13 protein-coding genes, 2 rRNA genes and 2 pseudogenes are annotated in these 24,122 nt (G+C 55.3%); 9 read left to right on the top strand and 8 right to left on the bottom strand.

Annotation, left to right across the window (positions count from 1 at the left end):
* Positions 1-313 (top strand): 23S ribosomal RNA (locus tag Q0336_RS08810); the annotation flags it as partial.
* 85 nt (positions 314-398) lie between these two features.
* Positions 399-509, top strand: a 5S ribosomal RNA gene (rrf, locus tag Q0336_RS08805).
* Between the two features lie 1,313 nt (positions 510-1,822).
* Here rrf and Q0336_RS08800 read toward each other — a convergent pair.
* Positions 1,823-2,368, bottom strand: coding sequence for a DUF1697 domain-containing protein (locus Q0336_RS08800; RefSeq protein WP_298527966.1), 546 nt, complete (start codon positions 2,366-2,368; stop codon positions 1,823-1,825).
* A gap of 777 nt (positions 2,369-3,145) precedes the next feature.
* On the opposite strand from Q0336_RS08800, the gene Q0336_RS08795 reads away from it, so the two are divergent.
* Positions 3,146-4,321 (top strand): hypothetical protein, encoded by a 1,176-nt coding sequence (locus tag Q0336_RS08795; protein WP_298527965.1) that lies wholly within the window; start codon positions 3,146-3,148, stop codon positions 4,319-4,321.
* A gap of 74 nt (positions 4,322-4,395) precedes the next feature.
* Here the strand turns inward: Q0336_RS08795 and Q0336_RS08790 are convergent, their stop codons facing one another.
* Positions 4,396-6,765, bottom strand: a complete 2,370-nt coding sequence (locus Q0336_RS08790) for a TonB-dependent receptor (RefSeq protein WP_298527963.1) — start codon at positions 6,763-6,765, stop codon at positions 4,396-4,398.
* A 764-nt stretch (positions 6,766-7,529) separates the two neighbouring features.
* Between Q0336_RS08790 and Q0336_RS08785 the strand changes: the two genes are divergently transcribed.
* The 5 genes from Q0336_RS08785 to Q0336_RS08765 all read left to right on the top strand — a co-directional run bounded on the left by Q0336_RS08785 (position 7,530) and on the right by Q0336_RS08765 (position 14,528).
* Complete coding sequence (locus tag Q0336_RS08785) at positions 7,530-8,456, top strand: hydrogen peroxide-inducible genes activator (protein WP_298527961.1); 927 nt, start codon at positions 7,530-7,532, stop codon at positions 8,454-8,456.
* A gap of 127 nt (positions 8,457-8,583) precedes the next feature.
* Positions 8,584-9,513 (top strand): hypothetical protein, encoded by a 930-nt coding sequence (locus tag Q0336_RS08780; protein WP_298527959.1) that lies wholly within the window; start codon positions 8,584-8,586, stop codon positions 9,511-9,513.
* Positions 9,514-9,756: 243 nt separating this feature from the next.
* Entirely contained in the window at positions 9,757-12,444 is a 2,688-nt protein-coding gene (locus Q0336_RS08775; RefSeq protein ID WP_298527957.1) for a DNA gyrase/topoisomerase IV subunit A, read from the top strand.
* A gap of 17 nt (positions 12,445-12,461) precedes the next feature.
* Positions 12,462-13,457, top strand: a complete 996-nt coding sequence (locus Q0336_RS08770) for a hypothetical protein (RefSeq protein WP_298527955.1) — start codon at positions 12,462-12,464, stop codon at positions 13,455-13,457.
* 3 nt (positions 13,458-13,460) lie between these two features.
* Positions 13,461-14,528: a S41 family peptidase gene (locus tag Q0336_RS08765; protein ID WP_298527953.1), complete on the top strand. Its 1,068-nt coding sequence runs from the start codon at positions 13,461-13,463 to the stop codon at positions 14,526-14,528.
* Positions 14,529-14,625: 97 nt separating this feature from the next.
* Here Q0336_RS08765 and Q0336_RS08760 read toward each other — a convergent pair whose 3' ends face one another.
* From Q0336_RS08760 to Q0336_RS08745, 4 genes and pseudogenes are all read right to left on the bottom strand, one after another.
* Positions 14,626-15,432 (bottom strand): hypothetical protein, encoded by an 807-nt coding sequence (locus Q0336_RS08760; RefSeq protein WP_298527950.1) that lies wholly within the window; start codon positions 15,430-15,432, stop codon positions 14,626-14,628.
* Positions 15,433-15,843: 411 nt separating this feature from the next.
* Entirely contained in the window at positions 15,844-17,892 is a 2,049-nt protein-coding gene (locus Q0336_RS08755; RefSeq protein WP_298527948.1) for a M3 family metallopeptidase, read from the bottom strand.
* Positions 17,893-18,035: 143 nt separating this feature from the next.
* On the bottom strand, positions 18,036-19,031 hold the full coding sequence (locus tag Q0336_RS08750; protein WP_298527945.1) for a class II fructose-bisphosphate aldolase: 996 nt from the start codon (positions 19,029-19,031) through the stop codon (positions 18,036-18,038).
* A 660-nt stretch (positions 19,032-19,691) separates the two neighbouring features.
* Positions 19,692-20,372: pseudogene (locus Q0336_RS08745) on the bottom strand (glycoside hydrolase domain-containing protein); the annotation flags it as partial.
* A 90-nt stretch (positions 20,373-20,462) separates the two neighbouring features.
* Here Q0336_RS08745 and Q0336_RS08740 point away from each other — a divergent pair.
* Positions 20,463-21,032: pseudogene (locus Q0336_RS08740) on the top strand (alpha/beta hydrolase); the annotation flags it as partial.
* 99 nt (positions 21,033-21,131) lie between these two features.
* Here the strand turns inward: Q0336_RS08740 and Q0336_RS08735 are convergent.
* Positions 21,132-21,713, bottom strand: a complete 582-nt coding sequence (locus Q0336_RS08735) for a hypothetical protein (protein ID WP_298527939.1) — start codon at positions 21,711-21,713, stop codon at positions 21,132-21,134.
* A 98-nt stretch (positions 21,714-21,811) separates the two neighbouring features.
* Entirely contained in the window at positions 21,812-24,112 is a 2,301-nt protein-coding gene (locus Q0336_RS08730) for a GH92 family glycosyl hydrolase (RefSeq protein ID WP_298527936.1), read from the bottom strand.
* Positions 24,113-24,122: the final 10 nt, after the last annotated feature.

The following is a 24,122-nucleotide window of genomic DNA, read 5'->3' as shown; positions in this document are numbered from 1 at the left end:
CGAGCTGGGTTCAGAACGTCGTGAGACAGTTCGGTCTCTATCTGTTGTGGGCGTTTGAGATTTGAGGGGGCCTGACACTAGTACGAGAGGACCGTGTTGGACGAACCGCTGGTTTATCGGTTATGCCGCCAGGCGTACTGCCGAGTAGCTACGTTCGGTTGAGATAAGTGCTGAAAGCATCTAAGTACGAAGCTTGCCTCAAGATTAGATCTCATTATAAGGGTGGTTACAGACGATGACCTTGATAGGCTACAGGTGTAAAGGCGGTGACGTCAAAGCCGAGTAGTACTAATAGCCCGAAAGTTTTTGCGCATAGTGGTTGTATACCGACTTAGCGATGCGATTGTGAGTATCGAATGTTTTTATCGAGTCAATGATTGTCTAGATATTTGAGATATTTAGGTGGTTATAACGTTGGGGTTCCACCTCTTCCCATTCCGAACAGAGAAGTTAAGCCCAATTGTGCCGATGGTACTGCGTAAAAGTGGGAGAGTAGGTAGCCGCCATTTTAGAAGCGAGTGGGTGTGATTGCAATAGCAGTCACACCCGCTCCTTGTTTATAGGGTTAGGGCGGCGGTAGCCCCTCTCGCCCTATCGTCGTTTATGGCAGTAGGGACAAGGGGGAAGCAGAAACTACAGTTCTCTGAGATGTATTCTAGGGCGAGGGAGGCAGTGGCCACTCTTGCCCTATTGTCGTTTGTGGAGGTATCTACTGCGAGCGAGGATACTCACCGCCTGCAGCATATTCTAGGGGAGTGGAGGTAGTAGATATCTTAGCCTGCAATTGTCTATGCCTGTACCCATTGCGCTGGGACTACTTGCTCCATAGGCTCCATAGCTAGGGTGCGGGGGCTACTCCCACTCTTGCTCTATTGTTGTTTATCGCGGAGCCTACGCCAGCGAGGATTCTTGTCCCCTGCGATGTATGCCAAGCGTATGGAGGTAGTAGCTTCCCTTGCCCTATTGTCGTTTATGCAGTTGGCTGCTACAAGTAGAGGTGCTTACGGCTAGCGGTATGCTTCAAGGGAGAGGGAGACACGAGCTTCCCTCGCCTATTATTGTTTATAGCTGTGTTCACAGCCTGCAAGGATACTCATCCCCAAAAATATCTTTCAAGCGCTAGAGAGGAAGCGACATCCCTTGCCCTGTTCCCGTTTATGCAGGTGGGTGCTGCAAGTAGAGAAGCTTGCTGCTTGCGATATGCTTCAAGGGCTACGAGGAAGCGCCTTCTCTCGCCTTTTGTGTGATTGTAGCGGTGTGTAGTGATTGTGGAGGTAGTTATGCTCGTTTGGTGTATTGGGGATAATCGGGATGGAGGCATCTTCATCCGGTCGCTATTCGTATAAGTGGGCAGTGTTGGCTGGGATGCTCATCGTAGCATCATGTTCCGAGGGTGGGGGTGGTAGAGCCTTCCCTTACCTTATTGTTGTTTATCTAAGTAGCCCGCATAGGAGGTGGAGTTTGTCCTGCTTCCGATCTATGCTTGGAATAGCCTAGCCTTTCCATTTCTCTTCTCTGTCCCATTTGACTGTTGCTTCGGTCTTTCGAGTATAGAGCAGGACGGAGGAGGAAGGGAGGTCTTGGGATGGTGTTTGACTTAGTTAGCAAGGAGAAGAAGCAGTACGCATTCTGGGCGATGACCTAGAGATGCGTACTGCTTCTTTGCTTTGTGCTGCAGTGAGGGGAGGAGGAAAGTCTACTTCGAGGGCGCTAGGCTTTGAAGAGGGGAGGTTGTTCGCTGCCTGCAGAGATGCGAGTTAGGCTTCGGTATGAGCATGGAGCGAAGGCTGGGGGATGGGAGCGAGGGGAGGACGGAGTGGGGCTAGTCTTCTTGGGAGGCGAGGGCGAGGATGCGACGGAGGGTGTTGAGGTTGCGGGTGGTGCAGGTTACACCTAGGTGACGCTCCAGAGCGTTATTGGTGAGTTTGGAGTTCTTGTAGGTCTTGGGAGCATGGATGTAGGCACATTGCTCCGTGAGGTGTAGTGTCGCTTCTCCCCAAGGCTTTTCCGAAAGTGCTTGACGGCGTTCGGCTTTGGGGTGCTCCATCGTCATCGTGAAGAAGACTCGGCTGGGATCAAGTTCGGGGGAGAAGGGCAGAGCATCAACCCATGCTTGTAGCTCCTCGGGGAGGAAGACGAGGGCGGCGAGGTCAGCTCCATACTTTTCGGAGATGAGGTCGTGAATGCGTTCACTTAGTGCTTGCTTCGGCAGATCACTCCGAAGGAGGATGTTCCCGCTTTGGATGTAGGTGCGGACGGCTTCGAAGCCTGCATCTTCGAGGTGCTGGCGAAGAATTGCCATCTTAGGTATGCTGTTCTTCCCGCTGGGCATGACACCACGGAGAAGGATGATTTGCTCTTGTTTCATTCTTTATAAGGGGTAAGTGGAGGACTGTGTAAGCCCTGTGGAGATGCAAAGGTACTTCTTTCTCGGAGGTGGAAATTTTGTTAGTTCTCGAAGAGCTTTGCTTGTGCGTGCTCGCCCTTTTCGCTGTAAAGTCGCTTCCCTCCAGCTAGCTGGGATCTTTCCTAGAAGCTCGAAGTCTGAACCTTCGTATAGAAGGTACTTCATCCATGCCCAACGGAGGGACTTGTTCCCTTTGGAGGCATGTTAGGCTCGAGCTGTCCCTGCAGAGTGCCAGAGGATGTTAGTGATGCTTCTTGAGAACTACCGATAGAGCCTATCTCGGGCTAGCAGTAGTGCCTAGACTGAGGTTATCGTACGGCTCTTTCGAGGTAACAGTAGCGCCTCTCTGGAGGTAATAGTAGCGCCTCGGGAGAGGCAACAGTAGTGCTTCTTCTGGGATCACGTTGAGGCTCTTGAGGGGGGAATGTCATAGAGGCAGAGGAGGGGCGAATGTGGAGCTTCTGGCAAGGTGTTTGCTAGTGGAAGGGAGGGGCTAGTGACTCCGCCAAGAGAGCCGTGGGGGAATGGTTTTGGCATTTCTTCGTAACTTTGCGCCCCAGCGAAAGGCAAGAGCGCTCTCTGCCTCCTTCGCTTACTATAAGTCTTGAGCTCGCAGTCCGTGATCTTACGGGCTTCCTCCGCTTCCCTCAAGGTACACATGAGCCATGGGAACGCTTTACACTCCTCTCCTCCTGGATCGAGCTCTCAGGAGTCCACTTATTCACTTTGTACATTTATATGATGAAGACCAAGAAGATATTCCTCTTCGCTATGCTCCTCACCCTCGGGGTAGCTACGGGCTGTAAGTCCAAGGATGATACTCCTCGTGTCAAGCCTAACCCTGAGCATCCCCAGAAGCCCGAAGAGCCTCAGAAACCTAATGACCCTCAGAACCCCGAGGATCCTCAGAAGCCTGCCGAACCCAAGAAGCCCTCGGACTACCACATGGCTAAGCGCATGGTCGTCAAGCCTATTGAGGCTAAGACGGCGGAGCTACTGAGCACGCTCAAGATCGAGGAGTTTGCTTGGGGCGGTGATAAGGAGGCTATCAAGCTAGCTGACCTACTTCCCTTCGTGACCTTCTCCTCTTCTGAGCTTGGAGGCGATCCCTATACGCTTACTGCCGAAGATCTGAAGCTCCTGGAGCTTGTAGATATGAAGTACGAAGAAGGCGCTCATGGTAGCGATGCCCTTGCCTTCAAGGTGCGCTACAATGGGATCTCGGGATCGGAGTTCCTCCGTATCCCCATCTCCCGTCGGGATTACTTCCTGCAGAAGTTCCAAATTGATGAGACCTTCGCCCCGAAGTACTACCTCGGTGGCATGGAGCGTCAGTTCGGGGTGTACTCGGGTTCCTTCTTGAAGGAGTATGACCGAGAGAAGTATGCCGTAGTGCTCTCAGATCCCCGTACAGACCACTCCAACAATACCCTCTCCTTCCGTGGTACTGTGAACCTTCCCCGCTACAATAAGGAGGATTTGCTGACGATCGACTTCGTCGTCAAGGGCTTCAAGCCGCTCTCGTCGCTGAAGAATGACCTTGGTTTTTCCACTACTATCCCCCTCAACGAATGGATGCGAAATAAGCTGGCGAAGAGCAAGCCTGCCGATGACGCTGCCCTGCTTCGTGTCCTCAAGGTTAACCCGATCCAGTGGATCAAGCTCGCTAGTGCCTCTATTCGCTACTCAGGTGAGTTGAGCTGGGAGCATGGAGATCACGACCTCGTAGGCAAAGTTTCTGGCGGGATTGATACACGAGATGTGTATCTCAAGAATGTTCTCTTTGAAGTAAACTCTGCCCACTACGACAAGGATGCTCGTACTGTGACGGTCGAGCTCGAACTGAAGAGAGCAAATGACCAAGTACTTGAAGGTGTGACGACGAAGCTCGTTGTTCGCTTGGTACAGTTCTAATCCCTCTAATACAAGATCGCCCCGCCAAGCAGCTGCTTGGCGGGGCGATCTCTTTTATCTGCAGGGTTGAGACCTTAGAGCGAGTAGCTCAGGGTCACGAGTGCATTCGTTGGTTCGTTGGGGAAGAGCTGAGTCCCGTTCAGTACAGAGGTGTAGCCCTCAGCGTTGAGGACGTTGCGCACCTGTACCGCTACTCTGAAGCCAGCAGGCAGGCGGTAGCTAGCTCCGAGGTCGAGCTGCGTGTAGGGAGCGAAGGTCAGAGCTTTGCCTACGTTGTAGTACATCGCATCACGGTAGCTGAGGCTGTAGTTCAGCGAGAGGTTGCGGAGTGCACCACGCTGGAAGTCATAGTGCCCGTAGGTGAAGAACTGCTTGCGGGGTACCCAGCTCATAGGCGTACCTTCACGGAGGTTCAGTAGCTTAGTTACGGGACCTTCCTTAGCATCAGCTACGTGGATATCCGTGTAGCTATATCCAGCTACGAGCTCAAGGCCACGGAGGGGACGGATAGTCAGGTCGGTCTCGAAGCCATTACCCTCGGTAGCACCTACCTGCGCTCTGATGCTGTAGCGCTTGGGCTTGCCGTTCTCCTGCTCCGTTATCGAGGTGTAAGCGATCTCGTTGTTGCGACGGATGTGGTAGGCAGAGAGGTTGAGCTGTAGGACATTGGAGAGCGTGTACTTCGTACCTACTTCGAACTGGTAGCCCGACTGAGGATCGAAGTAAGCACCGCCACGGCGCTCCGTGATCAGATTGCCATTCTTGTCGTAGAAGCGCTCACGGCTAGGGTTGAAGCTCGTCGTCTTGTCGGGGATATAGAAGCTCCCTAGGGACGAGTAGAAGGAGAGTGCTCCTGTGGGCTGATAGACGAGACCGAGACGGTAGCTGATCGCCTCGTCAGAGCTCTTCCCATAAGCATCACGAGCTAGATCATCGTAGCTGTGCTTGCCGTCCTTGATCGCAAGACCAGAGGTGTGGCGGTAGCTGTAGTGGTCGTAGCGGATCGCTGCCATCGCCTTGATCTGCTCCGAGAGCTCGAAGACATTGGAGAGGGCGAAGCCGTGTACCCAGACTTGCTGTGGATTGGCCTCGGAGAACTTAGTCTTAGCGTGACCGTTGAAGCTGGGGTTGTAGGTCGTATTCTGTGAGTAGGTGAGGGTCTCGCCATCCGCATCGAAGGTACGGCCATCGGCCTGTACATCGGGGCCGTTGTAGCCCGTGTAGGTGGTACGATTGAGCAGGGTCGTGCTGTAGGCGAAGCGCAGGTTGTTCTTCACAGCTCCGAGGTAGAAGTTGCCCGAGAGATCAAGGGTGTTCTGGAGCGTCTTGGCTATGTGCTCGAAGCGGAGTGGGAAGGTGAACTGGACGTGATCTAGGTCGTAGTACGTTCTATTCCCTGTCTCATCCTCCGTGTAGGCTCCGTAGTTAGGGCCAGGGTTAGGACTCGTAGGATAGGAGAGCTCCTCTGTGCTGAAGTAGTCGATATCGTCATAGGCATAGGAGACGTAGTCCGAGAGCTTCCACGAAGGGGAGAGTGAAAGGGTGTACTTGAGGCTACCGTTGTAGGCACGGTTGTACATAGCATCGGAGGCATCATTGTAGCGCCAGTGACGCTTGAGGCCTGGGAGCATCTCGCCCTTCTTGAGGAAGAGCTTACCATCACTCACTCGATACATGTCATCATCCATGACGGGAGCAAGCCCAGCGTCGGTGCCATAGAAGTCATTGCGACCTTCTAGGCGAAGTACTAGGCTGTGGATGCCCTTCGTATAGCTGAGGGAAGCGAAGAGGGAGCGGTTCTTGTCATTTGTCGAGCGCCACTGCTTACCCCCAGAGAGGAAGCCTCCAGCGTAGAAGTTCAGACCGTCGGCGATCTTCCCCCCTACCTGTGCCCCGAGGTCGAAGTAGCCAAGGCTACCGCCACGGACGTGTGCCCCGAGGGTGAACTTCTCCTCTGGTACTCGGCGGGTGACATTGACGACACCACCGGTAGCAGCGTAGCCGTAGAGGACAGAGGCTGGGCCCTTGAGCACCTCGATGCTCTCGACATTGTAGAGGTCGCCCAGAGGGTACGAGTTGATCGTGGAGCGTTCGTCACGTACCCCATCGACCATGTAGATCGTGTTGTAGAAGCCACGGACGGAGACTTCGCGGAAAGCCCCGTAGCTGGACTTCATCTGCACGGCAGGTACGAAGCGCATAGCATCGGTGACCTTGGTGATGGCACGCTCTGAGAGGGTAGTGCCAGAGAGGGTGCTGATGGTCAGGGGAAGCTTCTTAGCGGGGACACCAAGCGGGTTAACCCCGATCTCGTGACGCAGACGAGCGGTCACCGAGACACTGTCGATGTGGTGCAGCGTGTCTGCAGAAGATGTACGCTGGGCATACGCTCCCGTCGAGACGAGGCATAGGACACCCAGCAATGAGACTGTAATAGTCTTCATAGGAGGTCTTTATTAAAAATGAATTAAGAGGTATAAATGAGGTTTTGGAGTGGCTTCAGGCAGTCAAGTGAGGTGCTTCTGATGCTGTCCTCTGGCCTTTTGCCGGTGCAAAGATAGGCTTTTTCTCCTCATTTTTTGCTGTTTAGCTCAGTCTTTCTTCCTAGGGGAAGGTAGGTGGACTGCTGTAGGACGTACTCCGTAAGCAATGAGGAGGTAGTCATGCCCCCTCCGTAAGGGCGATCCTAGCGCTCAGGAAGGGGGATCTTCGCTCGTCGCAGGAGGGCATCTTTGGAGCTCGAAGCGCATTATATGTACAGCGGGGAAAAAGGAAACAGCCTCAGCTCGAAAGGAGGAAGAGCTGAGGCTGTGCAATCCATGTGCATTTGTCCGGTATCGGCCTGCGAGGGCCTTTCGATTTGAGGATACGATAAGATTGCTTCGAATTGGTATAGCAAAGGTGGAAAGATTTTAATGTAAAAGCAAGGGAAATAGCCTCGTAGAGAAAGTTTAATTTATATTCACATATCTGAGGCTGTGAAGTGCTGAATCGGGGTGATTAATGGTGAAAAATCCAGGGTGTATTTACTCTTTTTGATGATTGAGGGGTGTGTTTCATAGGAAAAAGCAGCCCTGTAATTAGGAAAATATTTAGCGAAGATAGAGTGTGATCTTGATTCTCTCCCTTGGCTGGAGGCTGAGGGTGGGAGTTGCTCCTCCTGTTCGCACGGATTGAGGTATATTTGCCCAAGAGAAAACCAAGAAGCATGAACCTACAGCAACTCGAATATATCCAGGCGCTCGATAAGTTCCGCCACTTTGGGCGCGCCGCAGACTACTGCGAAGTCACCCAGCCAACGCTGAGCACAATGATCCAGAAGCTCGAGGAAGAGCTCGGAGTGAAGATCTTCGATCGAAGCCATCAACCGATCATACCGACAGCTGTGGGGCGACGCATCCTCGATCAGGCAGCAGTGATCCTCCTTCAGATGGCTCAGGTCAAGGAAGTCATCCGCGAAGAGACTGAGTCGCTCTCGGGGAAGGTGCGTCTCGGGGTCTTGCCGACCATCGCTCCCTATCTCCTACCCCGAGTCCTGCCTCTGGTGAGGAAGCACTTGCCCGATCTCAAGGTCACGATCACCGAGCTGAAGACGAGCGAATGTGTCGCTGCGCTCCACTCGGGTCAGATCGATATTGCCCTCATCGCTTCGGCCTCGACCTCGGATCAGCTGGTCGATCATCCGCTCTTCTATGAGGAGTTCCTAGGCTATGTGCCTCGGCAGTCCGAGCTCTTCGAGCAGGAGCATATCCGCTCGTCAGAGGTGGGGAAGCATCAGCTCTGGCTCTTGGATGAGGGTCATTGCTTCCGTGATCAGTTGGTGAAGTTCTGCCATCTGAAGGATGCTCCTCACCAGCGCTTCAGCTACAGCCGAGGTAGTCTGGAGAGCTTCATGCACTTCGTGGAGCAGGGCAATGGGGTTACCTTCGTCCCTGAGCTAGTCGTTGAGACTCTTAGTCCCGACAGACGAGAGCTCGTCCGTACCTTTGCCCTGCCTCGCCCGACCCGCTGCATCACGCTCGTCCACCATCGGGAGTACGTGCGCCATGCCCTCGTCGAGCGTCTCAGCGAAGTCGTCCGCACCTCCGTCCCCAAGGAGATGCTTCGCCTGCGTCCTGGGCAGGATCTTGTCTGATCCTTCCCTCCTTCCTCCTCTTCTGCCGCCGAGTTAGCTCCGAAGGAAGAGGAGGGTAGCCTCTACCTTATCCCTCTGCCGCTGTCCGATGTGTGGACAGCCCCATTCTTTTAGCCTACTACCTATTATGAAAGCATTGAGAAGCCTCCCTTTGGCGCTGCTCCTCGTTGGCATGGGCCTAGCCTTAGCCTCGTGCAACTCCAAGGGACGAGATCTGCCTATGCCTCCGACACCTGGGGATGGGCAGCTGAATAAGATCGAACGTATCGAGATCACTCAGTCCAAGGGCGGACAGCCGGTCATGACGATCATCGAGACCTTTGACCGTGCCCACCGTCGCCTCTCCCTCGTCCATGATCAGATGAAGCAAGACGGCAGCTTCGGCAGTGAGATCGTCTACCAAGAGCTCTGTGAGTATGATGCCTCGGGGCACCTCATCGAGCAGAAGATCTACGACAATGGGGCCACGCAGCCTCCTCTGGTGACGAAGTACAGCTACAAGCGAGACTTGCTCCTTCATGAGCAGCTCTTCCTCCGTGGAAGTGACCAGCTTGACTATGAGATCGAATACAGCTACGACCAAGATCGTATCTCTGGCGGGACGAAGACAGTCTACCCTGGAGGTGGAGCTTCGCCCCAGCAGCGACGACTCCTCTATAGCTACGAAGGTCCCCGAGTCTTGATCAAGGAAGAGATCGCCACGACACACGAGATCCTCCATGCTACGGAGCGGGTAACCGACGCTCAAGGTCGACTCCTCTATGAGGCGCGTGCCGACTATGGTCGCTTAGAGGGACAGTATGGCCTCCTTCGTCGCCAAGAGAGTCGCTTCACCTACGGGATCTTAGGAGCTCCTATCCAGAAGAAGCTGGAGGTCTATCAAGGCGCAGGTCAGACCCTCGTAAGCTCAGAGAGCAGCGTCGTCACCTACGCTACCGAAAGCCTCACCCCAGAGGGCTGGCCAACACGTGCCCGAGAGGAACGTACGACGCTCGTAGGAGGCAAGCCCGCCATCGAGACGTACAGCTGGACGATCTCTTATACCCGCTTCCCCTAAGGGAAAGTCGGTGCTTGGTCGTACCTCGCCCGATACCCCCTCCTATCCATCTGTGATCCTCTGTGAAGTCTGCTGATATTCGCCGAGATCACAGATGGATTTTCTTTAGGGACTCCTCCCTTATCTAGACGAGGAGGGAAGGGACCTCGCTCCGATGGGCTTGCACACTAGGATTCTTCGCCGTGATCCCCCCTCTTTTCCGTATCTTTGCCTTCATATAATATTGGTGTATAGACGATCTACATGAAGCCTGAGTTAGACGACGACCTAGAGAAGACCCTCCCCTTAGCCTCTGCTGACCTCTCCGAAGAGAGCGAAGTCGAGGAGCCCGAGCCTCCTGCCTATCAGCCTGCTGAGGGCTTGCCCTATCGCCCCGAGCTAAGCAACCTCTCGAAGATGTACCAGACGTGGTTCCTCGACTACGCCTCTTATGTCATCCTCGAGCGAGCCGTACCGCACATCGATGACGGTCTCAAGCCTGTGCAGCGCCGTATCCTCTACAACCTCAAGCGGATGGATAGTGGCAAGCTCATCAAGGTGGCTAATATCGTCGGTGAGACGATGAAGTATCATCCACATGGCGACGCTTCGATCAACGATGCTCTGGTGCAACTCGGACAGAAAGGCTTCCTCATTGATACCCAGGGGAACTGGGGGAATATCCTCACTGGAGACCCCGCTGCTGCTGGTCGATACATCGAAGCCAAGCTCTCAGCCTTCGCCCTCGAAGCCGTCTATAGCGACCGAGTGACTCCATGGAAGAAGACCTACGATGGTACGACGGATGAGCCGATAGCTCTGCCGGTGAAGTTCCCCTTGCTCCTTGCTCAAGGAGCCGAAGGGATCGCCGTGGGGCTCTCCTCCAAGATCCTCTCCCATAACTTCGTGGAGCTGGCAGATGCAGCCTGTGCTTATCTGCGAGGGGAGGAGTTCACCCTCTATCCTGACTTCCCTACGGGGGGGCTCATCGACGTATCGCGCTACAACGATGGCGAGCGTGGTGGTAGCCTCAAGTCCCGAGCGAAGATCGACAAGATCGACTCGAAGACCCTCAGTATCTCCGAGCTTCCTGCAGGCAAGACAACGACCACGCTCATTGAGTCCATCCTCAAGGCGGTGGAGAAGGGGAAGATCCGTATTCGTCGGGTCGATGACATGACAGCGGCCACGACGGATATTCGCTTGACCCTAGCCTCTGGTGTCTCCTCAGACAAGGCGATCGATGCCCTCTATGCCTTCACCGACTGCGAGGTGAGCATCTCCCCCAACTGCTGCGTGATCTACGAAGAGAAGCCTCTCTTCACCACGGTCAGTGAGCTCCTTCGCTACAGCGTAGAGCGCACGAAGTTCCTCTTCGGTGAAGAACTGAAGATCCTACTCTCGGAGAAGGAAGAGCAGTACCTCGGCGCTTCGCTCGAGCGCATCTTCATCGAGGAGCGCATCTATAAGGATCGGGAGTTTGAAGAGGCTAAGGACGAGACTGTAGCCCTTGCCCATATCGCTAAGCGCATCGAGCCCTTCGCCGACCAATTCCTTCGCCCCGTGACTACGGATGATCTGAAGCGACTGCTGGAGCTACGTATGGCACGTATCCTGCGCTTCAATCTCCCCAAGCATGAGGCAGCCCTCCTGCAGATCGAGCAGGACATTGCTCAGCTTCGCCACGACTTAGCCCATCTGACGGACTATACCATTCGCTGGTATCAGCACCTAGTGCAGCGCTACGGAGGAGCCTTCCCCCGCCGAACGAAGATCATGAACTTCGGTACCATTGAGGTGACGAAGGTCGCTGAGCTCGATGCTAAGCTCTATATCAATAGAGAGGAAGGTTTCTTCGGTACGGCACTGAAGGATGCAGAGTTCGTCTGCAATTGCTCCAGCCTAGATGAGGTCATAGTCTTCTTCCGCTCAGGGAAGTACTTCGTCGGGAAGGTCGAGGATAAGCGCTTCTATGGCAATGAGGAGGTCATCTACATCAACCGCTATCAGCGCAACGATGAGCGCACCATCTACAACGTCGTCTACCGAGACGGCAAGGCGGGCTCTGTCTATGCTAAGCGCTTCAATGTCCTCTCTATCATCCGTGATCGTATCTATGATCTGACGCGAGGGAAGGACGGATCTCGTGTCCTCTACTTCTCAGCCAACGGCAATGGCGAGGCAGAGAAGGTCTCGATCAAACTCAAGATCCGCAATGCTCGGCAGAGACTCTTCCAGTTCGAGAAGGACTTCTCTGAGGTGTCGATCAAGAGCCGTAGCTCTGTGGGCTTCCTTGTCACGAAGGCGGAAGTGCATTCGGTCAGTCTGTTGTCGAAGGGATATTCGACCCTCGGCGGTAGGGATGTGTGGTTCGATCGAGATGTCTTGCGCCTGAACTACAACGAGCAGGGGCAGTACCTTGGCTCCTTCCATGCACGTGACCGCATCCTCGTCGTGCTTGCTTCGGGAGAGTGCTACACCACGGACTTCAGTGACTCCATCCATATAGAAGAGAACCTCCTGCGCATCGAGAAGAACGACTCTCGTAAGATCTGGACGGCCGTCTACTACGATGCCGAGCAGAAGTACCATTACATCAAGCGCTTCAGTGTCGAAGAGGATCAGAAGCGAGAGAATATCCTTGGTGATAATCCCAAGAACGAGCTACTGCTCCTGACCGATACCTATTACCCGCGCCTAGTGATCGGGCGCAAGGAGAAGGATGGAGAGCTCCGTACCGTGGAGATCGATGTCGAGGAGTTCGCCCTCGTCAAGAGCATCCGTGCTCGAGGTAAGCGCATCGCTCCCTACCTCATCGACCAAGTAGAAGAGCTCCCTCCGCTCAAGGAGTCCCCTATCTTCGAAGAGATCTCCGAGGAGCCCCTAGATGACGACACGGAGGAAGAGGCAGACCTCTTCTCCAGTGCTTCGGAGGAAGCTCCTACTGAATAGCCCATACCCTTACCTAGATGAATAGATCAGCCTTCTCTCGATCGCTCTTCTTCCTCCTCGGTGTACTCCTCTTCCAGCTCTTGTCGCTGGAGCCTCTGATGGGGCAGTGTGGAGTGGAGGATAGCCTCAGTCAAGGCTCGGTGGCGAAGAGCTTCCTCTCTCTGCCCGAGCCTCAGAGCCGAATGAGCAATGTCACCAGTCATAGTCAGTACCTCGGTATCGGGGGGATACGTCTAGGTAATACCTACCTAACTCCGCTGAACTATGGTGGACGTGTGTATAGCTACCTCTCGGAGACCTCTCGGCTTGGCTACCGAGGTCTCTCTGAGCAGACCGAGGCGAAGGGTTCGCTCTTTGCCTATACTCCACGGGCGACAGATCCCCGCTGGCTAAGACATACGCTCCTAGGGCTGGATCTAGCCCTCACGACCAATCCTGCGGGCAATGCTATGATCTATAGCCTCGGCTTGCGCTATGACTGGGGCTATCTACGTCGTGTGATGGAGGGGAAGGCAGGACGGCTGTATCTGGGAGGAAGTATCGTAGGCTTCGGTGGCGGTGCCTTCAGTACACGCAATGGGAATAACCCCGTAGCTCTGGATGTCGCTCTCTCACTTGGGCTCTCTGCCCTCTATACCCGCCGCTTGGGTACGGAGCGCTTCCCCCTGCTCTTCAAGACCTATGCTCATACCGACCTGCTAGGGGTAGCCTTTGCGCAGGAGTTCGGAGAGAGTTTCTTTGAACTCTACTATTACAACAAGCCCACCCGCCGACTATCCCTGACGCATCCCTTCTCTAGTCCCGAGCTTTATCTGCTGTCGAGTCTGGACGTTCCCCTGCTTGACTACCTGACGCTCTCTGTCGGGTATCGCTGGGACTATCGCCGTACGGAGCTCAATCAGATCAAGGCCTATCGCCACCAGCATAGCCTACTCATCGGTGTGACGACCCGCTTCTTACCCTTGGAGGGTCGTCGTACAGCCACCAAGTACTCATCCCTAGTTCCCTTCTAAGTCATGAAGCGCTGTATCACCACTCTCTGTACGCTCCTCGCCTCGCTCTTCTTCGTGAGCTGCTCGACGGAGAAGGAGTTTACTTCGGATCCCTATACCAACTATGATGCCCTCTGGCAGATCCTAGATCGCAACTACTGCTACTTCGATCTGAAGCTCCCCGCAGGCACGACTTGGCGTGACCTCTACCATAAGCACCGCCGTGACCTTCGCCCCCAGATGACGACGGATTCCCTCTTTCTCATCATGACGGAGCTACTCTCGGAGCTGAAGGATGGACACGTCAATCTCGCTTCGACCTTTGACCTAAGTCGCTACTGGAAGTGGCGCACCGATGGGCCTCGTACCTTCGATGCTGAGCTGATAGATCGCTACTTGGGCGAAGACTACAAGATCGCAGGGGCACTGGCCTACAAGGCGCTGGACTATCCCGACGAAGGGAAGCGGGAGATCCCGCTGGGGTACATTCGTGTGGCTTCGTTCAATGCAGGGCTTTCGGATGGCAATATCTCTGCAGCGCTCAATCGTCTGCGTGCTTGTGATGGCCTGATCCTTGACCTTAGAGGTAATGGCGGAGGACAGGTCACGACTTCGGATCTCCTAGCTCGGCACTTCATACGAGAGCGCAGGCTTGTGGGCTATATGTCCCACAAGACGGGGCCTGGACACAATGACTTCTCTCGTCAAGTGCCTATCTACCTTGAGCCCCTTACTCGGGGTACGATCTGGCTAAAGCCCGTCTTTGTCCTCGTCAATCAGGGTGTGTATAGTGCGGCTAATGACTTTGTCCTTCGGATGAAAGGCTTGCCTCATGTACGGATCATCGGTGTGAAGACGGGTGGGGGAGCAGGCCTACCGATGTCGTCGGAGCTTCCCAATGGTTGGGGCATACGCTTCTCTGCCTCTCGTACCTATGATGCAGCGGGCAAGGATGTCGAGTTCGGTATCGAGCCCGATATCAAGATCGTAGGCGAACTGAAGCGCACCGACGAGAAGGATCTCTTCATCGATACCTCAGCCAAAGTTCTTTCCCTCTGGATCAAGAGAATCAAGGAGCAGATGCAGAAGTAGCTCTTCCCCTAGGCTAAAAAAGGAAATCCCCCACAGCGATACGAGCGTATCGCTGTGGGGGATTCTTTTTATGAAGGACTATGCCCTGCTCGGGAGCTTAGAAGCGGAAACCGAGAGAGACAGAGGCACGGATCCAAGCCCAAGGAGTAGCCACATTGTTGAGCGAGACCTTCTTGCCCGTCTTGTCGAGGCTGATATCCTTACCACCGACAGTGACGGTAGGTATGTCGGTGATACCATCGCTAAGTTCCTTACGCAGGTCTTCGAGTTCGGCATCAGAGAGGTTGGTAGCAGCAGAGAAGTCACCCGAGAAGTTGATCTTACCACGACCAGCGTGCACACCGAGGATGTTCCAGTCGAGGACGATGTTCTTGTTGCGACCGAAGAGCCACTGTGCACCGAGACCGATACCGAGGCTATTGGTCTTGAAGTCCCCAGAGAGACCTACCTTGACAGGCTTACCAGCGCCAGCTCCATTCTCGTGTACGTCGAGGGCGAATGTGTAGCCAGAGAGGTTGTAGCTCTGATAGCGGTAGTAAGCCATCAGATAGAAGCCGTGGCCATAACCACCGCCCGTGTACCAGCGGAGTTCAGGGGTGATGTAGAAGGATTGGAGCTTCAGAGCGCCGAGGTTCGTATCGCTACCTAGGCTCTTCTCGAAGGTTGAGACGAGGGGAAGGGAGCCCTTGGGCATCGTAGCGATACCGAGCTGGAGGCCGAGGCCCTTGGTGAGAATGCGTTCGGCAGCGAAGCTGTAGTTGTTGAGCGCAGGGCTGGTGATGTTAGCCTTGACGATCGTCTTGCCGTCAAGCAGAGCGCCGTGGTCAGGCGTGAACTTGGGAGTCTGAGCTGCAAGCGTGCCACCGAGGGCGAGGCTCAGCATAAGAGTAGAGAATTTCTTCATACACACATTTGTTTTAGGTGTTCAACGACGCAAAGATAATCTAATCTTGTAATTATCTGTCTATCAGCTGATTGATTGTTTTCTAGCTTCTGATAGGAAGTAGAACTTTTGACCTCTTCAAGAGGGTGAACTAGTACATTATAATTCGCCCTTGCATGCGAACTCTTTTAGGACCCACTGTGGGTCGGTAAGACGACCTACGGTAGGTCGGTGAGGCGACCCACAGTAGGTTTTTTCGGCGACCTACCGTAGGTCGTTTTTTCGCCTCTTGGTAGATCCTCTTTAGAAGGGCTCCTTTGCTCCCTTCTCAAGGGAAGCTGAGCCTTGACCTTCCAGCCTTGTAGCTTTGAGAAAAAGCTATCCCCACCGTCACGAATATCAGTGGCGGTGGGGATGGGGCAAAGAGGGGGACTAGCGGCTCTCGATGCCGTCTCTCTGGAGAAGCGCCTTGATGGAGGGGGCTTGTCCTCGGAAGCGCTCATAGAGCACCTCGGCATCCTCACGGTCGCCCTGCGATAGGACGCAGTCACGGAAGCGCTGAGCTGTCTCGCTTGAGAAGATCCCTTCCTCTTGGAAGGCAGCGAAGGCATCGGCATCCAGCACCTCTGCCCACTTGTAGCCGTAATAGCCTGCGCTGTAGCCACCCGAGAAGATGTGCCCGAAGGCCGTACTCATCTGACAGGGGGCAGGCGAAGCGGGTAGAAGGACGGCCTTAGCCCATGCTTCTTCTTCAAAAGCCTTCGTGTCGAGCCCTTTTGCAAGGGGCTCCGTGATCGTATGCCAAGCCATGTCGAGGTAGCCGAAGCTCAGCTGACGGCAGGCTGCATAGCCCACGAGGAAGTGGCGGGCACGCTCCATGCGCTCGATGAGGGCTTCGGGGAGAGCCTCTGCCGTCTCGTAGTGCAGGGCAAAGCTCTGGAGCCACTCCCGCTGGTCGAGCCAATTCTCCATCAGTTGGCTAGGAAGCTCGACGAAGTCACGGACGACATTCGTCCCGCTGAGTGAGCTGTATCGAGCCTTGGCCAGCATGCCGTGGAGGGCATGACCGAACTCGTGCAGGAAGGTACGTACCTCCCCTGGGGTCAAGAGCGCAGGGCGGTCGCCGACGGGCTGGGTGAAGTTCATCACGAGCACGATGTGCGGACGGTGGTCTTCGCCCGTGGCGGTGTGGTACTGCTCTTGGAGGTTATTCATCCAAGCTCCGCTTTGCTTCCCTTCACGAGGGAAGAAGTCGGTGTAGAGTAGACCGAGGTACGAACCATCCCGATCCTGCACTTCGTAGGTGTGGACATCGGGGTGGTAGACGGGGAGGTCGGTGCGCTCGATGAAGTGGATCCCGTAGAGACGGGTGGCGAGGGAGAAGATCGCAGTGGAGACCCGAGAGAGCTCGAAGTAAGGACGGAGTTCCTCTTCATCCAGCTTGTAGAAGGCCTTCTTGTAGCGTTCGGCCCAGTAGCTCCAGTCCCAGGGTTGTAGCGCCTCGGTCTCGCCTGCTTCACGAGCGAAGGCTTCGACCTTGGCCAGCTCGTCCTTCGCCACGGGAAGGTAGGCCTCTAGGAGTTCGTCCAGCAGGCGATAGACAGCTTCAGAGCTCCCTGCCATGCGCTTAGTGAGCACCTTTGAGGCGAAGGTCTTGTGCCCGAGGAGCTGGGCAAGTTCTAGACGAAGGTTGGCAAGGCGACGGATGACATCCCGATTGTCAAACTCACCCTCGACAGCTCCAAGGCTCATCTTCGCACGGTACATCTCTTGGCGAAGGCGAGCATCGGGGCAGTGCTGCATGAAGGGGAAGAAGCTCGGAGCTGCTAGGGTGAAGAGGTAGCCGTGGGGCTTCCCCTCCTTCGCTGCTAGCTCACGAGCAACACCGAGGGCTGACTCGGGCAGACCTGCGACTTGCGCTTCGTCCTCGACCCAAAGACGGAAGCGAGCCTGCTCCTTGAGGTTGTTTTGTCCGAAGGTGAGGGCAAGCTCGCTGAGCTGGCGCTTCACTTCTCGAAGGCGATCCTTCTGGTCTTCGGGCAGGAGTGCTCCGCTCTCGCTGAAGCTCTCGTACGTGCGCTGTAGTAGGCGCATATCCTCGAGGTCTAGACCCAACTGATCACGCTCCTCCCAGACACTTCGGATACGAGCGAAGAGCCCTTCGGAGAGGAGGATGAATGAGGATAGAGCGGAGAGCTCGGGGCTGAGCTCCTGACTGATCTCCATCAGCTGGTCTGTAGCCTCGGCATGGAGGAGGTTGTAGAAGATCCCCGAGAGCCATTCGAGCTTTGCTCCACTTCGCTCCAGAGCAACGATGGTATTGGCAAAGGTCGGAGCTTCGCTTTGCTGTATGATGGCCTCGACCTCACTACGCTTCTCAGCGATAGCTTCGGCGAAGGCAGGGCGGAAGTCCGCCACCTCGACTTGGTCGAAGGGGTAAGCTCCGTGGGCATGCTCACGGAGCGTGAAGAGGCGGTGCATATATAAGGGGGTATAGGGTAGAGTGAAAAGAGAGAGGCTACCTGACTCCCACCCCCACGAGGGTATGGGAAGGCAGGTAGCCTCTTGCTGTTTTAGCTCGGTCTCGTCCCTAGCTCAGGGGCGATGGGTGAGCTAGTAGTGTCTTAGAGACGGTTGTTGGAGCCGAGTACGTTCTCGATCTTGTGCATGTAGAGCTTCTTCAGAGACTCACGAGCTGGACCGAGGTACTTACGTGGGTCGAACTCTGCAGGGTTCGTAGCGAAGACCTTGCGGATAGCTGCGGTCATAGCCAGACGACCATCGGAGTCGATGTTGATCTTGCAGACAGCGCTCTTAGAAGCCTGACGGAGCTGCTCTTCGGGGATACCGACAGCGTCCTTGAGGGCACCACCGTACTGGTTGATGGTAGCGACTTCGTCCTGAGGTACGCTAGAAGAACCGTGGAGGACGATGGGGAAACCTGGGATCTGCTTTTCGATCTCTGCGAGGATATCGAAGCGGAGGGGGGGAGGTACGAGGATGCCATTCGCATCACGGTGGCACTGCTCAGGAGTGAACTTGTTAGCCCCGTGCGAAGTACCGATGGAGATAGCCAGAGAGTCTACACCCGTCTTGTTGACGAAGTCGATGACTTCTTCGGGTTCGGTGTAGGTGTGGTGCTCAGCTACGACATCATCTTCGATACCAGCGAGGACACCGAGTTCGCCTTCGACAGTTACGTCGAACTGGTGAGCGTATTCAACGACCGAACGAGTCAGAGCTACGTTCTCGTCGTAAGGAAGGTGAGATCCGTCGATCATGACTGAGGAGAAGCCCATTTCGATACAGCTCTTGCAGAGCTCGAGGCTATCACCGTGGTCGAGGTGAAGGGCGATCTGTGGGTTAGGGCAGCCGAGCTCCTTAGCGTACTCGACAGCACCCTGCGCCATGTAGCGGAGGAGCGTCTGGTTCGCATACTTGCGAGCACCGCTGGAGACCTGGAGGATGACGGGGGACTTCGTTTCTACGGCAGCACCGATGATAGCCTGGAGCTGCTCCATGTTGTTGAAGTTGAATGCGGGGATAGCATAGCCACCCTTGACAGCCTTGGCAAACATCTCACGAGTGTTGACCAAGCCGAGTTCCTTGTAACTAACCATTATTGTTCTAGTATTTAAGTTGATACTCTTATTAGTTCTTTGCCACAAATATACGATAAATTAGTGTAAACAGGATGGAGATCTTTAATTTTTTCAGGAATATATTCTCTCCCCCCTCCACAAGGCAATTTGGAGGGCAGGTCAGATGTGCAATAGCCTAGTCGTCCCATACTCCTCCCTTCGCTGAGGGAGGACTTCGGCAGGAGATCAGACGGACAAGGAATAGCCCGATCTACGTCTCTCCTTTAGGGAGCTTCTTCTTGCGGTTCCCTACGCCTCTTCCCATGGCTTAGCGACTGGCCTTGGGCATCCCCCAAAACAACCCTACGGTAGGTCGCAAATAAAACCTACTGTGGGTCGTCGATGCGACCTACTGTGGGTCGCCTGACCGATCTACCGTGGGTCGTTTCGGCGACCCACAGTAGGTCACTTTCTTCCCCTCCCCACAGCTTGCTCTTGACCCCGAAGAAACGACCTCCCTAGCTCCTCCTTTAGCCGCTACAGGTTGGAGGGACTATTTTGATAGGAAGCTTGAAGAAGGGGCAGGGAACTTGGCTGTGGGGGGGGGGAGGTAAACGAACGAGCGCTAGCTCTCCGACGGATCGAGTCCGTGCTTGGAGGAGCTAGCGCTCGTGTTGTAGAGGAGGGACGGGTGAGCCCTTACTTGCGGGGCTTGTCGGACATCACGATCTCAAGGGTACCACCAGCACGTAGGTCTGCGTGCATGAAGGTCAGCGTGGAGGTGATATCTCGGCCATTGATCTTGGCTGATTGTACGTACTTGTTAGCTGGAGAATTGCCCTTGACGAGGATGGTGAAGGAGCCATCCTTCAGACGGAGGGTCGCCTTGTCTACGAGCGGACGACCGATGGTGTACTCAGCCTTCCCTGGGCAGACCTGATAGAAGCCAAGGGCGCTCAGGACATACCAAGCTGACATCTGACCGCAGTCTTCGTTGCCGATGATACCGTCGGGTGTGGGCTTGTAGAAGTGGCGAAGGACAGTGTCGAGGATGGCTTGTCTTTTGTGAGGCGCAGAGGTGTAGTTGTAGAGGTAAGCGATGTGGTGGCTGGGCTCATTGCCGTGGGCATACTGCCCGATGAGCCCTGTGATATCGCCTGACTGCTCTGCCCCGTCAATGCGGGAGGACGTGGTGAAGAGCGTGTCAAGGTTCTGCTCAAGTACAGCCTTACCACCCATGAGCTTGAGGAAGCCCTCCATGTCATGCGGAGCATAGAAGCTCCACTGGTAAGCGTTGCCCTCCGTGTAGTCACTCTTCTCATGAGCAGAGAAGCGAGGATTGAAGGGCGTGCGGAACTTCCCATCAGCCATCACGGGGCGCCTACCGCTGGTCATCCTCAGCCATGGCTTCGGCGTGACGCACCGTGATGGTGAGGGCTATGCCGAGCTCCTGACGCGTATGGGCTCCTCTGCTATACCTTCGACTTCAATGGTGGTGGACGTGAGAGCCTTAGTGCTGGTGAGACGACAAATATGTCTGTCCTCACGGAGCAGGCAGACCTCAATGTGGTCATCGATCAGCTCAAGCGTCGCTCCGACATTGATCCCCGATATATCACCCTCTTGGGCTTGAGCCAAGGCGGGCTCGTCTCCGCCCTCACTGCGGCATCGCGTCCTGATGATATCGCCTCGCTTATCTTGATTTATCCTGCCTTCAGTATCCCTGAGATGGTGCGTAAGCAGTGGGGAGAGTATTCGAAAATCCCTCTGGTAAACACCCTCTGGGGAATGCGTCTCGGGGAGAAGTACTACAAAGATGTGTGGAACATCGATCCCTATGCCGTCATCGGTCGCTTCCGAGGCCCCGTGCTGATCCTTCATGGGGATAGGGATCGCATCGTAGAGCAGTCCGTCTCAGATCGTGCAGCCACCATCTACAACAATGCCGAGTACCACGTGATCCCTGGTGGCGAACATGGCTTCTCTGGAGAGGCCCTTCAGCAGGTCAAGCGCTACCTCCAGACCTTCATGAAGCGGTAGCTACGGCAAACCTTCCCTGATAGAAAGAGCCCCGTCCCGACCGTCCACATAGAGAGGACGATCGGGGCGGAGCTCTTTGATGAGGTGTGCTTGCGCGGGCTAAAGATTGTAGCTGAGACCGACTGCGAAGGCCATGAGGTCGGGGTAGCCTGGGACGAAGGTCGTCGCTATGTCGAGCTTGGGGCTGAGAGCGAACTTATACTCCAGCTCGCCTCCGTACCAGAGGAACTTACGCTGCCACTTGTCCGTGGGGCTACCCTCGAAGTACTTCGTGTCGACGTACCCTGGCAGGCGGTACCAGTTGCGTCGGTAGATCCATGTCGGCCCGATACCGCCGTAGAGGCGATGCCGCCCGATGTGGAAGATACGAGCACGTAGGCCGATACTCGTCACACCAGCAAGCTGGGCGGTGCAGTCAGCATAAAGCCCTTGAATGCCCTTGACGGAGAGGATCTCGGGGATGATGAAGTACTCGTAGGAGAGTAGGGCACCCAGATCAACTACGAAGTAAGCCTCGGGGTCCAGGCGGTTTGGCATCAGTTTGGCATTGGGTCTCCCACTCAGAGGGTGGAAGCTGAGGCCCATGAACTTCAGGCTGATGTTTTGACGGCTCTGCCCTTGTAAGGGAAGTGAGCAGAGGATGAGCCCGATGAGGGCGTATAGGAAATGGCGTATACGCATAGACGAGGGGGATAAAAGCGTAGCGCCAGCTTCTACGTAGAGCAAAGGGATTGCTGTCGAGGAAGCTGGCGCTACATGCTTAGGAGAGCTGGTGCTCCTTAGCGTCGAGGCTTGGGGCCCATGACGATGGTGAGCTTGCTATTGGGATGGATATCCTTGTGTGTGAAGGTGAGGCTTTCCGTGATGTCACGTCCGTTGATGGAGGCCTGCTGCACGTACTTATTCTCCTTACTATTGTTACGCACCTCGATAGTGAAGATGCCCTTGGGGAGCTGGATCTTTGCCATGTCTACGAGCGGACGGCCGATGGTGTACTCAGCCTTCCCTGGGCAAACTTGATAGAAGCCAAGGGCGCTCAGGACATACCAAGCTGACATCTGACCGCAGTCTTCGTTGCCGATGATACCGTCGGGTGTGGGCTTGTAGAAGTGGCGAAGGACAGTGTCGAGGATGGCTTGTCTTTTGTGAGGCGCAGAGGTGTAGTTGTAGAGGTAAGCGATGTGGTGGCTGGGCTCATTGCCGTGGGCATACTGCCCGATGAGCCCTGTGATATCGCCTGACTGCTCTGCTCCGTCAATGCGGGAGGAAGTGGTAAAGAGCGTGTCGAGGTTCTGCTCAAGTACAGCCTTACCGCCCATGAGCTTGAGGAAGCCCTCCATGTCATGAGGCGCATAGAAGCTCCACTGATAAGCATTACCCTCGGTGTAATCACTCTTCTCGTGGGCAGAGAAGCGTGGATTGAAGGGCGTGCGGAACTTGCCATCGGCCATCACGGGACGCATGAGCTTGGTCTCATGATCCCAGTAGCGCTGGTAGTAGAGTGCCTTCTTGTCGTAGACTTGGCGGATGGAGTCAAGACCAGCAGCTTCTGCCAGACGGGCGATGCACCAGTCATCATAAGCCATCTCTACCCCCCAGCTGACGCTCTCGGGGACGGAGTCGGCAGGGACGAAGCCCAGCAGCTCCTTGTAGTATGGATGACGGGTGATGAGATCCAGCTCACGGGTACCAGCGAACTTCTTCGCTAGATCTTCTCGGTAGACGGAGCTACGTACGGCGGCTTCTGTCCAGAGACGGAGATCTTCCTTTGTAGCAAGCCCCTTGGCTACGAGGTCAGCGAGGATGCTCACCGAATGGTAGCCTGGCATGCAGCCCGTGTAGTTCGCAGCGAGGGGCCAGCGAGGTAGGATCGTCCCCTCTTGATAGTCCTGCACAAGGCTCTTACCGTAGCGCAGTGCTTGGTCAGGATCAATGATCGTGAGCAAGGGATGAAGGGCTCGGTAGGTATCCCAGATGGAGAAGACGGTGTAGTGACCATCCTTCGCATCGCCCTTGTGGATCTGCTTATCCATACCACGGAAGGAGCCATCGACATCCTGATAGTTGTAGGGGGCGATGTGGGCATGGTAGAGGGCGGTGTAGAAGTTCTTGAGGACGGTCGTGTCCTTCGTCTCGATGGTGATGCGGGAGAGGACTTCTGACCAGATGCGTCGGCTCTCCTGATGCACGGCATCGAAGTCCCAGTGAGGAAGTTCGGTCGTGAGGTTCTTCTCAGCTCCTTCGGGAGAGACGGCAGAGACACCGATCTTCACCTGATAGGGCTCGCTGCCTGCGGGGAGGTAGAGGTGGAGCTTGAGGTCTGCCGTGTCCTTCGTCACAGAATAGCCCGACTGGATGAGCTGGCGTTCACCATCTCGATAGAGGGCGATGCTATCCACGGGCGAGGCAAGACGAATCGTGTAGCTGAGCTGATGGTGCTCGGCCCAACCCTTCGTGTAGTACGTCCCTTGGATCGTAGAATCATTGACGAGGCGAAGGTCATTGCCCATCACCTTATGCCCCCAGTTGGGCTGGAGGATGTGCCCTAGGTCAAGGAGGAGCTTGCGGTCGGTGCTATCAGCATAGCTGGCACGGAGTAGCCCCACACGGTCGGTACTGGTGAGCTCAGCCTTGATGCCGAAGTTCTGCAGCTGGACAGCATAGTAGCCAGGGGAAGCCACTTCCGTAGCCTTGTCGAAGGTGGCTACGGGTCTGAGGCTGTCTGCACCCGAGAAGGGAAGCAGAGCGACATCCCCAAGGTCGCCAATACCCGTCCCCGAGAGATGGGTGAGGCTGAAGGCATGGATCACGCTGTCGGAGTCATGGTAGCCACTGCTCGCATCCCACCCGATGAGGTGGGTGTCGGGGCTGAATTGTACGAGGGCATTGGGGCGGGTCGCACCAGGGAAGGTGTGCCCATGCTCACCCGTGCCGATGAAGGGATCGACGAAGCTGAGAAGCTGATCATCACTTCCTCCTCCAGCGGTCTTAGAGGAGCAAGAGGAGAAGAGCGCAGTAGCCACAACAAGGGCTGCTGAGGTCACTACCGCTGACCTCAGTAACTGATGAGAGATATGCATAAGGGGATTG

The organism is uncultured Porphyromonas sp. (assembly GCF_938039215.1).
Lineage (GTDB): Bacteria > Bacteroidota > Bacteroidia > Bacteroidales > Porphyromonadaceae > Porphyromonas.
The sequence above is the reverse complement of the archived record's forward strand: the minus strand, read 5'-3'. Positions and strand labels throughout refer to the sequence as shown.

Excerpts from the sequence above, each read along its gene's own strand:
- Q0336_RS08800 (WP_298527966.1), bottom strand. The coding sequence starts at position 2,368 with ATGAAACAAGAGCAAATCATCCTTCTCCGTGGTGTCATGCCCAGCGGG.
- Q0336_RS08795 (WP_298527965.1), top strand. The coding sequence starts at position 3,146 with ATGATGAAGACCAAGAAGATATTCCTCTTCGCTATGCTCCTCACCCTC.
- Q0336_RS08790 (WP_298527963.1), bottom strand. The coding sequence starts at position 6,765 with ATGAAGACTATTACAGTCTCATTGCTGGGTGTCCTATGCCTCGTCTCG.
- Q0336_RS08785 (WP_298527961.1), top strand. The coding sequence starts at position 7,530 with ATGAACCTACAGCAACTCGAATATATCCAGGCGCTCGATAAGTTCCGC.
- Q0336_RS08780 (WP_298527959.1), top strand. The coding sequence starts at position 8,584 with ATGAAAGCATTGAGAAGCCTCCCTTTGGCGCTGCTCCTCGTTGGCATG.
- Q0336_RS08775 (WP_298527957.1), top strand. The coding sequence starts at position 9,757 with ATGAAGCCTGAGTTAGACGACGACCTAGAGAAGACCCTCCCCTTAGCC.
- Q0336_RS08770 (WP_298527955.1), top strand. The coding sequence starts at position 12,462 with ATGAATAGATCAGCCTTCTCTCGATCGCTCTTCTTCCTCCTCGGTGTA.
- Q0336_RS08765 (WP_298527953.1), top strand. The coding sequence starts at position 13,461 with ATGAAGCGCTGTATCACCACTCTCTGTACGCTCCTCGCCTCGCTCTTC.
- Q0336_RS08760 (WP_298527950.1), bottom strand. The coding sequence starts at position 15,432 with ATGAAGAAATTCTCTACTCTTATGCTGAGCCTCGCCCTCGGTGGCACG.
- Q0336_RS08755 (WP_298527948.1), bottom strand. The coding sequence starts at position 17,892 with ATGCACCGCCTCTTCACGCTCCGTGAGCATGCCCACGGAGCTTACCCC.
- Q0336_RS08750 (WP_298527945.1), bottom strand. The coding sequence starts at position 19,031 with ATGGTTAGTTACAAGGAACTCGGCTTGGTCAACACTCGTGAGATGTTT.
- Q0336_RS08735 (WP_298527939.1), bottom strand. The coding sequence starts at position 21,713 with ATGCGTATACGCCATTTCCTATACGCCCTCATCGGGCTCATCCTCTGC.
- Q0336_RS08730 (WP_298527936.1), bottom strand. The coding sequence starts at position 24,112 with ATGCATATCTCTCATCAGTTACTGAGGTCAGCGGTAGTGACCTCAGCA.